Source organism: Marinobacter sp. AL4B (genome assembly GCF_019916045.1).
Classification (GTDB): domain Bacteria; phylum Pseudomonadota; class Gammaproteobacteria; order Pseudomonadales; family Oleiphilaceae; genus Marinobacter.
The window spans coordinates 1,011,543-1,026,680 of the sequence record NZ_JAILWZ010000011.1; the positions used below are offsets into that span (position 1 = coordinate 1,011,543).

At 54.0% G+C, this 15,138-nt stretch carries 15 protein-coding genes; 5 read left to right on the plus strand and 10 right to left on the minus strand.

Features of this window, described 5'->3' with window-relative positions; all coding sequences use genetic code 11:
- Positions 1-74: 74 nt before the first annotated feature.
- A complete protein-coding gene (locus tag K5L82_RS08725) occupies positions 75-845 on the minus strand; it encodes a glutathione S-transferase N-terminal domain-containing protein (protein ID WP_223133847.1) in 771 nt (256 codons plus the stop codon).
- Between the two features lie 251 nt (positions 846-1,096).
- Between K5L82_RS08725 and dacB the strand changes: the two genes are divergently transcribed.
- Positions 1,097-2,665: a D-alanyl-D-alanine carboxypeptidase/D-alanyl-D-alanine-endopeptidase gene (gene dacB / locus K5L82_RS08730; protein WP_223133848.1), complete on the plus strand. Its 1,569-nt coding sequence runs from the start codon at positions 1,097-1,099 to the stop codon at positions 2,663-2,665.
- A 49-nt stretch (positions 2,666-2,714) separates the two neighbouring features.
- On the opposite strand, the gene K5L82_RS08735 is transcribed toward dacB, so the two are convergent.
- The 6 genes from K5L82_RS08735 to K5L82_RS08760 all read right to left on the minus strand — a co-directional run bounded on the left by K5L82_RS08735 (position 2,715) and on the right by K5L82_RS08760 (position 8,007).
- Positions 2,715-2,975 (minus strand): DUF2798 domain-containing protein, encoded by a 261-nt coding sequence (locus K5L82_RS08735; protein WP_133006226.1) that lies wholly within the window; start codon positions 2,973-2,975, stop codon positions 2,715-2,717.
- Between the two features lie 195 nt (positions 2,976-3,170).
- The gene (locus K5L82_RS08740; protein ID WP_133006227.1) at positions 3,171-3,941 is read right to left on the minus strand and encodes an SDR family oxidoreductase; all 771 of its coding nucleotides are present in this window, start codon (positions 3,939-3,941) and stop codon (positions 3,171-3,173) included.
- Positions 3,942-3,956: 15 nt separating this feature from the next.
- Positions 3,957-4,646 (minus strand): histidine phosphatase family protein, encoded by a 690-nt coding sequence (locus K5L82_RS08745; RefSeq protein WP_223133849.1) that lies wholly within the window; start codon positions 4,644-4,646, stop codon positions 3,957-3,959.
- On the minus strand, positions 4,646-5,710 hold the full coding sequence (locus tag K5L82_RS08750; RefSeq protein ID WP_223133850.1) for a phosphotransferase family protein: 1,065 nt from the start codon (positions 5,708-5,710) through the stop codon (positions 4,646-4,648). Before K5L82_RS08750 ends, K5L82_RS08745 begins: the two co-directional genes overlap by 1 nt.
- 37 nt (positions 5,711-5,747) lie before the next feature.
- Positions 5,748-6,569 (minus strand): SDR family oxidoreductase, encoded by an 822-nt coding sequence (locus K5L82_RS08755; RefSeq protein WP_133006230.1) that lies wholly within the window; start codon positions 6,567-6,569, stop codon positions 5,748-5,750.
- Positions 6,570-6,798: 229 nt separating this feature from the next.
- Positions 6,799-8,007, minus strand: coding sequence for an acyl-CoA dehydrogenase family protein (locus tag K5L82_RS08760; protein ID WP_223133851.1), 1,209 nt, complete (start codon positions 8,005-8,007; stop codon positions 6,799-6,801).
- Between the two features lie 150 nt (positions 8,008-8,157).
- On the opposite strand from K5L82_RS08760, the gene K5L82_RS08765 reads away from it, so the two are divergent.
- A complete protein-coding gene (locus tag K5L82_RS08765; protein ID WP_133006232.1) occupies positions 8,158-9,057 on the plus strand; it encodes a LysR family transcriptional regulator in 900 nt (299 codons plus the stop codon).
- Here the strand turns inward: K5L82_RS08765 and K5L82_RS08770 are convergent.
- Positions 9,054-9,410: a hypothetical protein gene (locus tag K5L82_RS08770; RefSeq protein WP_133006233.1), complete on the minus strand. Its 357-nt coding sequence runs from the start codon at positions 9,408-9,410 to the stop codon at positions 9,054-9,056. The two genes, K5L82_RS08765 and K5L82_RS08770, sit on opposite strands and share 4 nt — an antisense overlap.
- A gap of 187 nt (positions 9,411-9,597) precedes the next feature.
- Between K5L82_RS08770 and K5L82_RS08775 the strand changes: the two genes are divergently transcribed.
- Together K5L82_RS08775 and K5L82_RS08780 are read left to right on the plus strand one after the other, a co-directional pair.
- Entirely contained in the window at positions 9,598-10,752 is a 1,155-nt protein-coding gene (locus K5L82_RS08775) for an isocitrate/isopropylmalate dehydrogenase family protein (protein ID WP_223133852.1), read from the plus strand.
- A gap of 44 nt (positions 10,753-10,796) precedes the next feature.
- Positions 10,797-12,056 (plus strand): aspartate aminotransferase family protein, encoded by a 1,260-nt coding sequence (locus K5L82_RS08780; RefSeq protein WP_223133853.1) that lies wholly within the window; start codon positions 10,797-10,799, stop codon positions 12,054-12,056.
- Between the two features lie 81 nt (positions 12,057-12,137).
- Here K5L82_RS08780 and K5L82_RS08785 read toward each other — a convergent pair whose 3' ends face one another.
- Together K5L82_RS08785 and K5L82_RS08790 are read right to left on the minus strand one after the other, a co-directional pair.
- A complete protein-coding gene (locus tag K5L82_RS08785) occupies positions 12,138-12,707 on the minus strand; it encodes a DUF1439 domain-containing protein (RefSeq protein ID WP_223133854.1) in 570 nt (189 codons plus the stop codon).
- Positions 12,708-12,775: 68 nt separating this feature from the next.
- Positions 12,776-14,002 (minus strand): pyridoxal phosphate-dependent aminotransferase, encoded by a 1,227-nt coding sequence (locus K5L82_RS08790; protein ID WP_133006236.1) that lies wholly within the window; start codon positions 14,000-14,002, stop codon positions 12,776-12,778.
- A 157-nt stretch (positions 14,003-14,159) separates the two neighbouring features.
- Between K5L82_RS08790 and K5L82_RS08795 the strand changes: the two genes are divergently transcribed.
- Positions 14,160-15,137: a D-2-hydroxyacid dehydrogenase gene (locus K5L82_RS08795; RefSeq protein ID WP_223133855.1), complete on the plus strand. Its 978-nt coding sequence runs from the start codon at positions 14,160-14,162 to the stop codon at positions 15,135-15,137.
- Position 15,138 lies beyond the last annotated feature (1 nt).

Genomic DNA, 15,138 nt, shown 5'->3' on the forward strand with positions numbered 1-15,138 from the left:
CAGCTGAAATAAACGCGCAAATCATACCGGCTCGGGGCGGAATTGCTACCCCGAAACCAGCTTAATCGCTGAGCTCACAAAGCGTATTCTTTCTCCAAATAATCCACAATTTTCTTGGATTCGAATAACTTCATACCGGTGTTCGGATCTTCCAGATAGGGCACCTGAACCCGGCCGTGTTGCTGGAAAAATGCATCCCGTTTACCGCCCGGAGCAGGCTTGTACGGACCCGGCTTGATCCGCTGAAATGCGGGACCGGCCTCGGTCCAGTGCTCTTTTCCTAAATTGTGCAGGGTATAAGGAAGCTCGAATTCGCAGAGTTTTTCTCGAACTAGGCGCGAGAACGGGCTGCCTTCGAAGCTCCACAAGTGCAAACTCTGCCCCGGGCGCTTGGCGCGTTCTACACGCATGCCTCTAAGCTCGCTGCTCGCAGACCCTGCCGCTCCCCATATAAACTGTCCTACTTTCTCCTCATAATACCCCGGCACCGGACGTCCACCGTATTGCCTAAACAGGTACTCAACAATCTGTGCCGACTCGTACATAACCTGATCGGTATTCGGATCCACCAGCAACGGAAACTGTTGTTTTCCGCCCAAGGTTTCGGCTTCACTCCGGAACACTTGCCCACCTTTAGGACACGGCCGTATATCGACATCGAGATGAAGCGCGGTGAACACTTCACGCACCTTTCGGCAATAGGGACAGGCTTCAATGTCGTACAGAACCAACGGTTTTTCCGGCTGCACCGCCGGTTTTACGACCAAGCACCCGCGCCAGGCTGAAAAAGAGGAGGTTGCAACAGATTCCAGAACGTTAATGGAATGTTTGATGGATCGAAGCATGCTGAATTTCCTTAAAAACGAAGATTTGGGTCATTCTCACACAATTGACTTCGGAACCATTGGCCCCAGAGGCCATCCATTAAACTCGCGGTAACCTATTGTTTCACAAAACCTTGCCGGCATTCTCAACAAAAAGCTTCAGAAACAATACACATAACGTCATTTTTTAACGTCACGTGTAATGTTTCTGCATAGTAGAAATAGACGGAATAAGCTATGGTTACAAAACACACCACTCACGGGTTCAGGGTATGCCGCGGCTGCATTCACAGGCTATAACTCGCCTAAAAAGACTACTATCCACACCGGAAAATCTGCTGACGGCGGTAGTCGTGCTTAGCACACTCGCTACGCCTGCTCTTGCTCAAAGCAGTGGCGCCACCGAGCCTGCTTCTAGCTCGCGCCTGTGGGCTTCAGAAATCCGTACCTATGCCGAGAAATCCCTGAATGACGATGAAGCGCTAAGTGTCGCTGCCATACCTCTAAATGGTCCGGGCATTGAGCAGTATGTAAACGCTGACCAACTCATGAGTCCGGGTTCCATCATGAAGCTGGTGACCACCTATGCCGCACTGGAACTCTTGGGCCCTACACACCATTGGAAAACCGATTTCCTGACTGATGGTGAAATGGTGGGGGACACTCTCGAAGGCGATCTATACGTTCGCTTTGGCGGAGATCCCAAGCTCAATCTTGAGCGTCTTTGGAGCACGCTCCGCGAACTCAAGGGCATGGGTATTCGCCAAGTTACCGGGGACCTGGTGCTGGATGGTAGCCATTTCGAGATCGATGGTGGACTTCCGGTTTTCCACGACAATGGCAACAACCCACACGCGCCTTTCTTGGTGGAGCCATCTGGATATCTAACCAATTTCAACTTAGTTCACTTGCAGGTTAGGGCTGACGAACGTGGCACTCAAGCTTGGGCCACCCCCAATCTGAACGAAATCACGATAGATAACCGGATAACAGCTGTGGCCGAGGGGCCCTGCCCTTCCCGGCGCAATTTTAAGTGGCAACCGGTGTTTCACAACAATCAGAAAGTAACGATTAGAGTAACCGGCGAACTACCACAAGGGTGCCGGGCCACCAGCTATATGTCATTGCTACCCCAAGAGCGCTATTCCGCATCCACCCTTCGCTCTTTGTTTTCCGAGCTGGGCGTTGTTATCCAAGGCAGCGACCGGTTTGAAGAGACTCCGAAAAACGCTCACCTTGTGATGCGCGCCACGTCACCGGATTTGGTCACAATGGTCCGCGACATCAACAAATGGAGCAGCAACGTGATGGCAAGGCAGCTATTGCTTACCATCGGTGCAGAACTCCGCAAAGACGATGAGCACGACGATCGGGTCGCGGGCATCCGCGCCATCTATCAATGGCTTGAAGAAAAAGGGGTTAACACTAACGGTATGGTCATCGACAATGGCGCGGGCCTTACCCGCCATGGTCGGATTTCAGCCCGGCAAGGAGCCCAGATTCTGCTTAATGCTTGGAACAGTCGCTACGCGTCGGATTTGATGACTTCAATGCCCATTATCGCGATGGACGGCACCATGGCGCGCAGGTTGCGCAATACAGGGTTGAAAGGTGAAGGCCGAATCAAAACCGGTTACTTGCAAGATGTCCGCTCCATTGCCGGATTTGCCCGAGACAATAACGACACCACGTGGGCTGTGGTCGGCATGGTCAACAACGATCCGGCCTGGAATGGCGGGGCGGTACTCGATCGAGTACTTCATTCGTTGCATTACCGGCCGCCCGTGGGGCTAGCCTTATCTCAATCCACCGATGACACTTCCGAGTCGTCTGTTCAATAAACCTCTGGCCGTTCTTGGCGCCACGCGAGTAGCGGCCGCACGCAATTCTTCAACCGGACTGGTGATCGTTGGCAAACAGCTTGGCCATAGTCCAGTCCGCAATCTTTCCCGCCATCGGCGCGATAAAGCTCACGAGCGGAAATGCTACAGCCCACGCGACAAGAAAAGCCGCGCCCCAGCGATGGAAAAAGCCGTCAGCCAAACCGGTATTGATCAAGGTAATAACCCCGGACATCAACAACGACATCATGCCGGACATATAAAAGGCAAAAACAAACTGACGAACACGTGCTTGCTTATATGAGGACATGCTTTCTTTCCCGGGTTTGGTGTTATGAACAGTAAACAATTCAATCATACGACCGCCGCGCAAGACCGCTCACACGTTGACCGGTGAGAAGCTGCAACATGATAGTAAGCGGGAATTATTTTTCCATACGGCTTTTTACCAAGAAGGGGCGGATGACTCCCGTCACCCGCCCCTTTTTATCATCACCAGCCGTGTTTAAATCGTCAGGTAACCACCGTCCGCATTGATGCACGCACCTGTGGTGTAGCTGGAGGCGTTCGACACCAGGTACAAAACGGTACCGGCCATTTCGTCTGGATCGGCCACGCGCTTCATGGGGATGTGTGCCATCGCTTGTTTTTTGATGGATTCGTTGGTGGTCAAGGCACTGGCGAATTTGGTGTCCGTCAGGCCTGGCAACAAGGCGTTAACCCGCACGTTTTGCTGCCCCAGTTCCATGGCGAAAGACTTGGTCATAGAGATCACGGCAGCCTTAGTTACTGAATAGATACCCTGGAAATGACCAGGATTAACACCGTTCACAGAGGCTACGTTTACGATCGAGCCGCCGCCATTCTTCTTCATCAACTGGGCGCCTCGGGCGCACATGAAGAAGTAACCACGAATGTTAACGTCCACGGTCTTTTGGAAAGCGCTTAGATCCGTGTCTTCAACCGGGCCAAAGTAAGGGTTAGCAGCGGCGTTGTTTACCAGAATATCCAGTTTACCGTGGGCCTCGGCGATGTGCTCCCAAGTGGCTTCAATCTGATCCATTTCGCCAATGTGGCAGGCAACGGCCTCGGCACTTCCGCCCGCTTCGCGAATGCTGCTGGCAACGGTTTCACAATCATTAATTTTGCGGCTACTAACAATCACGTGAGCACCGTAGGTGGCCAAAGTACGGGCAATGCTTTCGCCGATGCCACGGCTGGCGCCGGTTACCAAAGCGACTTTGCCAGTCAGATCAAACAGGTTCGCGTTGCTCATAGTTGTTCCTCAGTGTTATCGGAATGTCACCAAAGCGGGGTTCTCCGCTTCGAGGTGGCTATAGTTGTTGAATACGGCCAGGCTGCGCCGGGCACCGGAATACAGAATTCGGGATACGCTGGTATTGGCGATCACGCTGTTAACTTCCAGCGTTTTTCGGTCGGAAAGCTCCAGTAGATTCTGAGCAATTACGGCAATCGGCCCACCTGAGGTGGAAACCACCACATCGGCGCCGTCGGCCATTTCGATCAACTGCTCCAACGACTGATTCACCCGCTGCTTGAAGCTTTGCCAAGTTTCAGTGTACTCGTTGTCGTATTCCCCGCTCACCCACCGCTCCACAGCCTTTTCAAAGGCCATCTGAAACGCCCGGGCAGGCTTCGGAAAACTCGCCAAATCCCTTGCCATTGCTTGTTTATCTGCCCATTCCGGGCGTAGGCGCTCTACCACCTCGACATGATCAAACTCGTTCAAACCTTCGAGTACCCGCATGTCTGGCAGCGTTGCGCCATAACCGGTCGCCAGCGCTTCCACGGTTTCCCGGTGACGCTGGAGATTGCCACCGAAAATAGCGCCCGGCTCCACTTTGTCTGCCAGCCAACGGCCCAGCACTTTGCCCTGTTCCCAGCCTCGCTTGGAAAGCTGATCGTAGTTTTCTTTGCCGAAGCTCGCCTGTCCGTGTCGAACCAGATAAACCGTTGCCATTACAAACTGCTCTCGCTGATCAACCGCAAGCAACGTTTTTCGAGATAGTTTGCTGCGTGGCCAAAGGCCGCAAAACGCTTGTCTTTGGTTTGGCCGTTGTAGAAGCGGTAATAAATCTGCTGAACAATCACCGCCAACCGGAACAAGCCGTAAATTTCATAAAAATCAAAGTTATCGGCCCGGAACCCTGATTTTTCCATGTAATACTCCACCACTTCCTTGCGGGTCAGCATGCCCGGTTGGTGGGTGGGCTGACGACGCAGCATCTGGAATGGGCCTTCATCATCGGCCTCAATCCAATAGGCCAACGTATTGCCTAAGTCCATCAACGGGTCGCCAATGGTGGCCATTTCCCAATCCAGCACGCCGATCACTTCAAACGGATTGTCGGGGTTCAAAACCACGTTATCGAAACGGTAGTCGTTGTGGATAACCACTTGGGCAATGTCGTCTGGCATCTTATTATTCAACCAGCTCATGACGGCTTCGAAGTCACCCACATCTCCGGTGCGCGCTTTGCGAAAACGGTCGCTCCAGCCACCAATCTGACGCTGAATATAGCCCTCACCTTTGCCCAGCGTGTCCAAGCCTGCGGCCTTCGCATCAACGGTGTGAAGGTCAACCAATTTATCGATCACGTTCAAGCACAGTTTGCGGGTATCCGCTTCACTGAGTTCCAGTTCGCTGGGAAAATCCTGACGCAGAATGATGCCTTTCAGTCGTTCCATCACGTAGAAGTCGCAAGCCAGTACGCTGTGGTCATCGCAGATGGCCACGATGTTCGGCACATACGGGTAAACCGGTTTTAATGTTTCCATCACCCGCGCTTCGCGCAGCATGTCGTGGGCGGATTTTGCAATCTTGCCCAGCGGCGGGCGACGAAGTACGTAGGACTGGTTGCCGTAGTCCACTTGGTAGGTCAGGTTCGACGCACCACCCGGGTACTGTTTGATGGTCGGCTGGCCTTCAAGACCCGGAATGGCTTGTTTCATGAACTGGTCAACCACCTGAATGTCCAGCTCTTCGCCTTCCCGGATGTCTACGGCCTCATCAATCTGTGTCATTCACTCTCTCCTGTGATCCTCGAGCAAGCTTGGCCATTCAGGCGTTGCTTTTTTTACCCATCTTGCCCATCCAACGTTTGGTTTCCTGGTGCATCAACCAATCAAACGCTTTCGGCGCATGGCGCTTGAGCATCCACATACGGCGCTCTTTAACGTGTGGCAGCACCCAGAAATCTTTGCCTTTTACGCTACGGACAATATCGTCTGCGACGTCCTCTGCAGTGATGCTGGAACGCTTCATCAGTTTGTTAACATTCTGCTGTATTCCCGGAATATCCGAACGCATGCTGCTTGTGAGGTTTGTCTGGAAAAATGCCGGGCATACGCAGCTTACGTTTATTCCGGAATCCCGGAGTTCTTGGCTTAGGGTTTCAGACAGCGCAATCACACCTGCTTTGGAAACGTTGTAGCTGTTCATCAACGGCGCAAGCATCAATCCGGCCATGGAGGCGATGTTCACAAACGTGCCGGACTTTTGTTCTTTGAACAACGGCGTGAAAGCCTTACAGCCTCGCACAACACCAAGTACGTTGATATCGAGTATCCATTCCCAGTCACCGATGGTGGTGTCTTCGATAGCCCCTGCGGAGGCCACGCCAGCGTTGTTAACAACAACGTCCACTCCGCCCCACTTTTCCACCAGGTCGTCCCGAACTTTCTCGAAATCGCTCAAGCGGCGAACATCGCATTCCACGAAGTAACCTTCGCCGCCGGCGTTGCTCAGTTCTTTCTCGACGGCAATGCCCTGCTCCGGGTTAATATCTCCGATGCAAACCTTGGCACCTTCTTTCGCGTACCGCAATGCAATCGCCCGGCCCAAGCCACTGGCTCCGCCGGTTATGAATACTCGTTGTGTCATTCGTGTTTTTCTCCGATTTAATATGGAGTTTATTATCTTCATCCGAGTAAGAGCTGGTGCCGGGTAGAGCTTTCCAAAAACCGCTACGAGCACATCCATGTGCGCTTCTCTCCGGCCATCCATGGCCTACGAAATTTTTGGAAAGCTCTACCCGGCACCAACTCCCACACTTATCAGTAAGCTGCTCAGAAATTACAGTTGATCTAGATTGCGGTTGCTAATACAGAACTTACTTATACTTCCGAAGCTCAAGGCGAGCCACCATCGCCCGGTGAACCTCGTCAGGGCCATCGGCCAATCGCAGAACGCGAGCATAAGCAAACAATGCCGTCAGCGGGAAGTCCTCATCGCTGACGCCACCGCCACCGTGCATTTGAATCGCATCATCCACAATCTGTTGTAGCATCACAGGCACCACCGCCTTGATCATGGAAACCTCTTGCAATGCCCCCATGATGCCCTTGGTATCCAGCGCCCAAGCACACTTCAGTGTCAACAACCGCGCCTGCTCGATATTCATACGGGCATTGGCGATCACATCCGGGTTGCCACCGAGTTTCGCCAGTGGGCGACCAAATGCCTCTCGGCTCATGGAACGTTTAACCATTAATTCCAGAGTACGCTCGGCAGCACCGATTGCGCGCATGCAATGGTGCACCCGGCCTGGGCCCAAACGACCTTGGGCGATTTCAAATCCACGGCCCGGGCCGGCAATAATCGCGCTCTTCGGCAAGCGAACGTTTTCAAACAAAACCTGGCCATGACCATAAGGCTCGTCGTAAGCCCCGAAAACCGGCAGCATGCGCTCAATCGTGATGCCCGGAGTGTCCATAGGCACCAACACCATAGAATGACGACGATGTTTATGAGCGTCAGGATCGGTCACCGCCATGAAAATGCCCACTTTGCAGTCGGGGTGCCCAACACCCGTACTCCACCATTTGCGCCCATTGAGAACCACCTCATCGCCCTCAACCACAGCAGTCGCTTCCATATTAGTCGCATCGGAAGAGGCGACCGCCGGCTCAGTCATAAAGAACGCTGAGCGGGCTTCGCCATTCATCAACCGAGGCAGCCATTCCGCCTTTTGCTCGTCTGAGCCGTAGTGGATCAGCACTTCCATATTGCCAGTATCCGGGGCGTTGCAGTTGAAGATCTCCGGTGCAATAAAGCTGCGGCCGGTTTCTTCGGCAATCAGGGCATAGTCGGAGTTCAGCAAACCACATCCATGCTTTTCATCCGGGAAGAACATGTTCCACAGGCCTTGGGCCTTGGCTTTTTCTTTCAACTCTTTGATGATTGGCAGAACAACCCAGCGATTTTCCTGGGCAGCCAACTCTTTATGGTATTGCTCTTCAATCGGGTAAATCTCATCACGCATAAACGCTTTCACGCGCTTCAGGTAATCTTGGCCTTTCTCGGAAATATTGAAATCCATGGTGCAGCTCCTCGCGCTTACCAGCCCCAGGTTCCGGGGCGCACTTTCGATCAGATGGCAAGCAGTCTAGAAGGCAAAACGCTATTACGCGACTGAATTGTTCTTATCGTTTATCATTACTGCCACTTATTCAGAAAGTGGATACGCATGATGGCACTGAATCGACTCGATCTTAACCTGCTGCACGTATTTGACACGATTTACAGAGAAGGCAGTCTGACCCGCGCAGCCAAAGCACTGCACCTGACTCAGCCCGCGGTGAGCCATTCTTTGGCCCGGCTGCGCGACCATTTTGATGACCCGTTGTTCACCCGCCAGGGCAATCAAATGGTGCCAACACCTTTGGCGCGCCGTTTTCTGGAATCCATGCGACCGGGCCTGAATCAGGTGCAAAGTGCGGTCAACCAGTTTCACGCCTTTGACCCTGCCAGCCAACGAAAAACCTACGCGCTAGGGTTGAGAGACGTTTTGGAATCAACGTTTCTTCCGGAACTCATGAATCGCTTGGCCCCTTACCCCGACATGGAGATTTCCAGCCAGCGGGTGGCAAGACGAGAAATGGAAACTCAGTTGGCGGCTGGCAAGCTGGATTTTGCAATTGATGTATTGCTGCCCCTCAGCAACCAAACCAGTCACGAGCTGCTTCGACAGGACAGGCTTGTGGTGCTGGCTCGCAAGAACCATCCGGCCATACAAAAAGAACTGACCATGGCATCCTATTTGGACGCCAGGCACATACTGGTATCGTCCCGGAGCGAGGGTCCCGGGTTAGAAGACTTTGCGCTGTCTCGGCAGGGCGCGCAGCGAGATATTCGGTTGCGCTGCCAGCACTACTATGCGGCTTGTCGTGTCGCAGAATCGTCAGACTTGCTGCTGACCATGCCAGAAACATACGCTAAGATTATTGCCGAACGCGCAGAGGTGGAGGTGGTGGCACCTCCCGGTGAGATGCCCTCGATTGATGTGCACTTATACTGGCACAAAGCTTACGAGCGGGAGCCCGCGCTTGTGTGGTTCCGGGCGTTACTGCGTGATCTTCAGGAAAGCTAGTAGGCTCCCACCAGCATCAAAAAGCCCATAAAGCTGGCTGCGGTTATGGCCAACGACACCGCGACTATGCCGAAGCCCCACCAAATCGCCGCGCCACTGGAGACGTTCACGTCGTGGCCCAGTAACGTGCGATAGAACGCCCAAGGCCCTAGAACAAAAGCACCGACCACAGCAAACACAAGACCGATGGCAATGCCGGCAAAGGTCCAGGTAGCCAGTGCCGTGGCTCGTTCTGACACTTGATCCTTCACACCGTGATGCTCAAGGAACTTCTTGCAGAAGAACCAGATCAAACCAAACAAAGCCGCCACAAAGACGAGCGCACCAATGAGCGTGACAATCCGATAGAGCACTTGAAGATCCTGTTTTCGGGAGGTTAATCGAGGCCTAAGCCAATGGTTCAGCCACTATAACCATCATCTGTCACAAGGCACAACAGAGCCTTGATTTCCTTGCTCCTTAGAACTGGCATATAGTCGCGACAGGGCTACACTGGGGTTGTTGAATCCGCTTACCCCACACCGTTCAGGAGGTTCGGGAATGACCCAAACCACCCGCATCGCAGTTACCCCCGGCGACGGCATTGGCCCGGAGGTTGTCGCAGTCGCTATTCATTGTTTGGAAGCGTTACGCAGCAAGCATCAATTGGCCCTGGAATGGACACGATTTCCATGGCCGTCTCATGCCTGGCACGAAGAACACGGAGAAAGCTGGCCAGCCGATGCGCTGGAGCAGCTCAAGACCTACGATGCTATTCTGTTAGGCGCACTGGGCGACCCCGGCCCGATTAACGATCCTGAACGCTATCTACTATCTGACAGCGTTTCCCTTTCGCCCCTTCTCGAGATGCGCAAAGGTTTTGACCAATGGGTTTGCGAACGGCCCGCTCGCCTTCTGCCCGGTGCACGCCAGTATCTGAGGGATGACCGCGCCAAAGACATCGACATGCTCGTGATTCGGGAAAACAGTGAGGGTGAATACGTCAGCCAAGGCGGCCGGCTGCGCCAGGGAACACCCGACGAAGTCGCCACCCAAATGGAAGTGTTTACGCACCACGCCACCGAACGCATTATCCGTTACGGTTTCGAGCAAGCACGCAAGCGCGCCGCCGAACGCGCTCTGCAAGGGCGGGTTAGAGCGTTCAAAACATTGGACGGACATTCTTGCGAAAGTCAGGTGTGCGTGATCACCAAACGTAATGCACTAAGGCACTGGGGGGACCTGTATACGGAAGTCTTCGAAGCCGTCAGCAAAGATTACCCTGATGTCGCAACTCATCACGAACTGGTAGATGCCGCCTGCATGAAATTCGTGCAGTCCCCTTGGGCATTCGACGTAGTGGTAGCCAGCAACTTGCAGGGCGACATTCTGACTGACCTCGCCGCCGTGCTGTCTGGCGGCATGGGCGTTGCGCCGTCCTGCAACCTGAACCCGACTGACACGAACATGCCCTCCATGTTCGAACCAACTCATGGCAGCGCACCCGACATTGCCGGCAAAGGCATCGCCGACCCCACCGCCATGCTGTTCACCACGGCGCGTATGCTGGAATGGCTGGGGCAAGAAGACCCTAAACTCGCAGTTGCCGGTAAAGAACTGTTCGATGCGGTGGCAGCCGACCTTGCCGAACAAGGCTCTGAACAACGTGACACCCAGGAAATCAAAGACGCCATTTGTAAACGCCTGACCTCGTGACTAGGCTGCTAGTGAGTTTCCAAATTCATTCCGGGAGGTAATCAATGACCGACCATAAGGGCAAGTTGTCCCCTTTGCTGAAACAAGCCACAGGTGTCACTGCCGCCAAAGGCGAAGGTGCTTATATTATTGACCCGGAAGGCCGTCGTTATCTGGATTTCACGTCTGGAATCGGGGTCACCAGTACCGGGCACTGCCATCCGAAAGTGGTGGAGGCTGCCCAGAATCAAGTCGCCACCATGGTTCATGCGCAGGCCACCACAGTCATGAACCCCAGACTGCCGGAATTGGCGGAGAAATTGGGCGAGCTCACCCCGGATCCGCTGAATGCCTTTTTCTTCTCAAACGCAGGTACCGAAGCTGTCGAAGGGGCCATTCGGCTGGTTCGCCAAGCCACGGAACGCCCGAACATCATCGTATTTCACGGCGGCTTTCACGGCCGCACCATGGGTTCACTCTCATTAACCACCTCCAGTGTTGGTTTGCGGGCCGGTGTCAGCCCGATGATGAGCGGCGTTGTTGTCGCACCCTTCCCCCACGCGTTTCACTATGGTTGGAGCGAAGAGGAAGCCACCGACTTCTGTTTGCGAGAGCTGGACCGGATATTTGTCACCTATTCAGCCCCCAAAGAAACGGCGGCCATGTTCATTGAACCGGTGCAGGGTGAAGGCGGCTATGTCCCGGCCAACACCCGGTTCATGCAAGGACTGCGGGAACGCTGCGACAAACATGGCATCATGCTGGTGTTTGATGAGGTGCAGGCCGGCTTTGGTCGCAGTGGCAAGTTCTGGGCTCACGATCACTTCGGGGTCACCCCCGACGCCATCCTGATCGCAAAAGGCTTGGCCAGCGGCTTCCCCATCTCGGCGTTGGCTGCGTCAGAAGAAACCATGGCCAAAGGCTGGCCGGGTTCTCAGGGTGGCACCTACGGCGGCAATGCGGTTTCAGCCGCGGCAGCCATCGCCACCATTGACGTGATCCGCGAAGAAGGTCTCGTCGACAATGCTGAGCGAATGGGTCAGCGCCTGCGCAGTAATCTGGAATCACTGAAAAAAGATTATCCAGACATGGCGGACATTCGGGGTATGGGCCTGATGCTCGGAGTGGAAATGCGTCGCGGCGACAGCCCGGATGGAGAGCGGGCCGGCAACATTCTCAAGGAGTGTGAAAAACGTGGTCTGCTGATGTTGCGCTGCGGCCCCTATCAGGAAATCGTACGCTGGCTACCGCCACTGATCGTTAACCAGGCGCAAATTGACGAAGCCACCCGTATCTTTGAGGAGGCGTTGAAAGCAACGGCTTGAACAAGCTTTTCTCCCACAGCAAAAAGGCCCGATGAAACAAGTTCATCCGGCCTTTTTTTACCTGTATGCAGCGACTCGATTCTACTCCGCCATCACAAGTTCCAAACGACCGCTGGCAACCCGGATATCCATCGGCACAATCCCTAACAGGCGCTGAGCCGTATTTGTCTCATCCAAACGGTAAACCGGCATGGTTTCCAGCATTTGCGCCACAACCCGCATGACAGAGTCGGTCACCGGCCCCAGATCGCCCTTGAAGAACGGCGAATCAATCGAGCTTTCCAACAGTTGCAGGCGGCGGATGTAGATCGCTTTTTCCTCGCTGTCGTACACCGGCGCGCCTTCTACTTTGAGCGCAAGATCAACCGGCAGCTTGGCCAAAAGTGCATTCAGAGCAACCTGCCCCTTCAGATCAATAACCGCCACATCACGGCCATCAGGGCCCAGAGTAATGTCCGCGTCCGTCAAACTGAGGCTGAGCGGAGAGCCACTTTGAAGCTGTTCGCGATCGTATTTGGCAACCGCATTCTTCAAATGCTGCTCCACTTCACCCTCGGTAATCGAGTACGGGGAAAAACTGGCACAACCGCTTGCCACAACAACCGCAAAGATCAGTGCTAAACGCACAATCGGTTTAAGTATTTCGTTCATGTATCAGCCTCCTCGGAAGACTCCTATAGTGCGGCATCTCCCGGGAGCTGACAACTTACAGTCCTGTATCAGAACTTCTGTTTGGCCATCCAGGGGATAATCCTGTCAAAAGCTTCATCCATCCGTTCGCAACTGAGTGAGAAGCTGAATCGGAGTGCGTTGGAGCAATGGTCACCGAAGGCATCACCCGGCACCACGCAGACGCCCGTTTCTTTCAACATTCGCAGCGCCACATCGGAGCCATCCACATGGGGTGGCAAATTGGGGAAGGCGTAAAAGGCACCCCCAGGTTTGTAACCCGTAAGGTGAGGTGTACGGTCAATCAAATTGGCGATATTGTCCCGACGTTCGCGATAAATGTTCACCATATCCTGCACACAATGCTGTTCCGCCGTGAGCGCTGCGACTCCGGCAAACTGAGCCGGCGTGTTGGCCACCGACGTGGTAAACATATGATAACGCCGCAACGATTTGATCGCCGCCTGACTCGAGATCACCCACCCCACCCGAAGACCGGCCATACTGTAAGTTTTCGAAAAACTGCTGATACACATGATGTTATCAAGGTCGACGGCACAGCTCAGGACACTGGCAAAATCCTCGTCATCAAACAGCATATGGTCGTACACCTCGTCGGCGTAGACCTGAATGCCCCGATACGCGCACTCTTCCAGAATCGTCTCCACGGTACTTCTGGGGTACACCGCCCCGGTGGGGTTATTGGGGTTGTTAAGCACCAACGCAAAAGTACGAGGCCCCATAGCCCGTATGACATCATCGGGGTCAAGCTGATGGTTGTTTTCAGCATAGGTTGGGATGTACTTCACTTCCCCGCCGGTCATCCGAATCAGCGGCGCATAGAGAAGAAACGATGGATCGGTAACAAGAAACTGTCGCCCCGGCGCCGAGGTCGCCGAGATCGCCAAATACAGCGCCTCAGTCGCCCCGCTGGTGATCAGGATGTTGTCCCGGGTCAACTTTCGGTTATAGCGCTTGCCGTAATAATCTCGTAAAGCCACCAAGAGCTCTGGCAGGCCCGCGTCCATTGTATAGCCTGTCTGTCCGGCGTTCAGCGCATCAATGTAAGCCTCGATAATGTGCGGTGGTGTTGGTTGGTCTGGCTGCCCAATCGAAAGATGGATAACATCTTTCATGCTGGAGGCCATATTCACAAGCTTTCGAATTCCCGATACGGGAATGGCCTGCATCGAAGGATTCCAACTGGCCTTCGCTTTCCGGTACTTCATTTTGCGAGACGTTGCCTGGCCCACACTCTTGTTCAACGGTTCCGGCATGTCCACCTCCTTGCACGTCAGGGGAATAAAGGCCTACCTCGAGCGTAGCACGAAGCCCCGGGTCTACAAGTACTGTGATTGATTTGACCACGGCCTTACTGGCAACCAGACTGTGTAATTATAAATGAACAGACTGCAAATCCCTTCTGGAGCTGACATGACAGAGTCCCGCAAACCGGTTGTGACCGTGCTCACCGCCCCCGATGATTCTACGCCACCAGGCATTGAACCTCTTAAAGATCAGGCTGAAGTTCGCTTCGCCTGCGATGAGCAATCTCTGCGGGAGACCCTACCAGGCACCGACGTGATGATGGTGACAGACTTTCGCACAGAGGCACTCGAAGCCGCTTGGCCTTCAGCCGATCGGCTGCAGTGGATTCACGCCACCAGTGCCGGTGTCGATGCACTGATGTTCCCCGCCCTGATCGACAGTGACGTTACGGTGACCAACGCTCGCGGCATTTTCGACCGAACCATCGCCGAGTACGTGCTTTGCACCATTTTGATGTTTGCTAAAGACTTTCCCGAATCGCTCAGGCTGCAAGCGAAACGCCAGTGGAAACACCGGGATACCGAGCGCGCTGAAGGCAAACAAGTACTCGTGGTTGGCGCCGGTTCCATCGGCCGTCAAATCGGCCGTTTGGTGAGGGCGATTGGCATGCATCCCCACGGGATTGCCCGAACGGCCCGGGAGTCCGACCCGGATTTCGATGCGGTACACAGCAATGATGCGCTGTATGAACAACTCGAACAGGCAGACTTTGTGGTGATTGCCGCACCGTTAACACCCCAAACAGAAGGGCTGTTTGATGCTAAAGCTTTTGCCTCGATGAAAAAAACGGCACGCCTGATCAATATTGGACGCGGCCCCATCGTGAATACCGAAGCGTTGATCAAAGCATTGGATGGTAGAGAACTTGCCGGGGCGGCACTCGATGTCTTCGAAGAAGAGCCTCTACCAGAAGACCATCCGCTTTGGGCCCGAGAGAATGTCATTATGACAGCTCACATGGCAGGCGATTTTATTGGCTGGAACCAGGCCCTGACCAAACAGTTTCTCGATAATTTCAAACAATGGTCGCAGGGCGAGGAATTATTTAACCTGGTGAACAAAAAGCTGGGTTACGCAGGCTAAA

Excerpts from the sequence above, each read along its gene's own strand:
- K5L82_RS08760 (WP_223133851.1), bottom strand. The coding sequence starts at position 8,007 with ATGGATTTCAATATTTCCGAGAAAGGCCAAGATTACCTGAAGCGCGTG.
- dacB (WP_223133848.1), top strand. The coding sequence starts at position 1,097 with ATGCCGCGGCTGCATTCACAGGCTATAACTCGCCTAAAAAGACTACTA.
- K5L82_RS08725 (WP_223133847.1), bottom strand. The coding sequence starts at position 845 with ATGCTTCGATCCATCAAACATTCCATTAACGTTCTGGAATCTGTTGCA.
- K5L82_RS08785 (WP_223133854.1), bottom strand. The coding sequence starts at position 12,707 with ATGAACGAAATACTTAAACCGATTGTGCGTTTAGCACTGATCTTTGCG.
- K5L82_RS08755 (WP_133006230.1), bottom strand. The coding sequence starts at position 6,569 with ATGACACAACGAGTATTCATAACCGGCGGAGCCAGTGGCTTGGGCCGG.
- K5L82_RS08765 (WP_133006232.1), top strand. The coding sequence starts at position 8,158 with ATGGCACTGAATCGACTCGATCTTAACCTGCTGCACGTATTTGACACG.
- K5L82_RS08740 (WP_133006227.1), bottom strand. The coding sequence starts at position 3,941 with ATGAGCAACGCGAACCTGTTTGATCTGACTGGCAAAGTCGCTTTGGTA.
- K5L82_RS08775 (WP_223133852.1), top strand. The coding sequence starts at position 9,598 with ATGACCCAAACCACCCGCATCGCAGTTACCCCCGGCGACGGCATTGGC.
- K5L82_RS08790 (WP_133006236.1), bottom strand. The coding sequence starts at position 14,002 with ATGCCGGAACCGTTGAACAAGAGTGTGGGCCAGGCAACGTCTCGCAAA.
- K5L82_RS08735 (WP_133006226.1), bottom strand. The coding sequence starts at position 2,975 with ATGTCCTCATATAAGCAAGCACGTGTTCGTCAGTTTGTTTTTGCCTTT.
- K5L82_RS08795 (WP_223133855.1), top strand. The coding sequence starts at position 14,160 with ATGACAGAGTCCCGCAAACCGGTTGTGACCGTGCTCACCGCCCCCGAT.
- K5L82_RS08750 (WP_223133850.1), bottom strand. The coding sequence starts at position 5,710 with ATGACACAGATTGATGAGGCCGTAGACATCCGGGAAGGCGAAGAGCTG.
- K5L82_RS08745 (WP_223133849.1), bottom strand. The coding sequence starts at position 4,646 with ATGGCAACGGTTTATCTGGTTCGACACGGACAGGCGAGCTTCGGCAAA.
- K5L82_RS08780 (WP_223133853.1), top strand. The coding sequence starts at position 10,797 with ATGACCGACCATAAGGGCAAGTTGTCCCCTTTGCTGAAACAAGCCACA.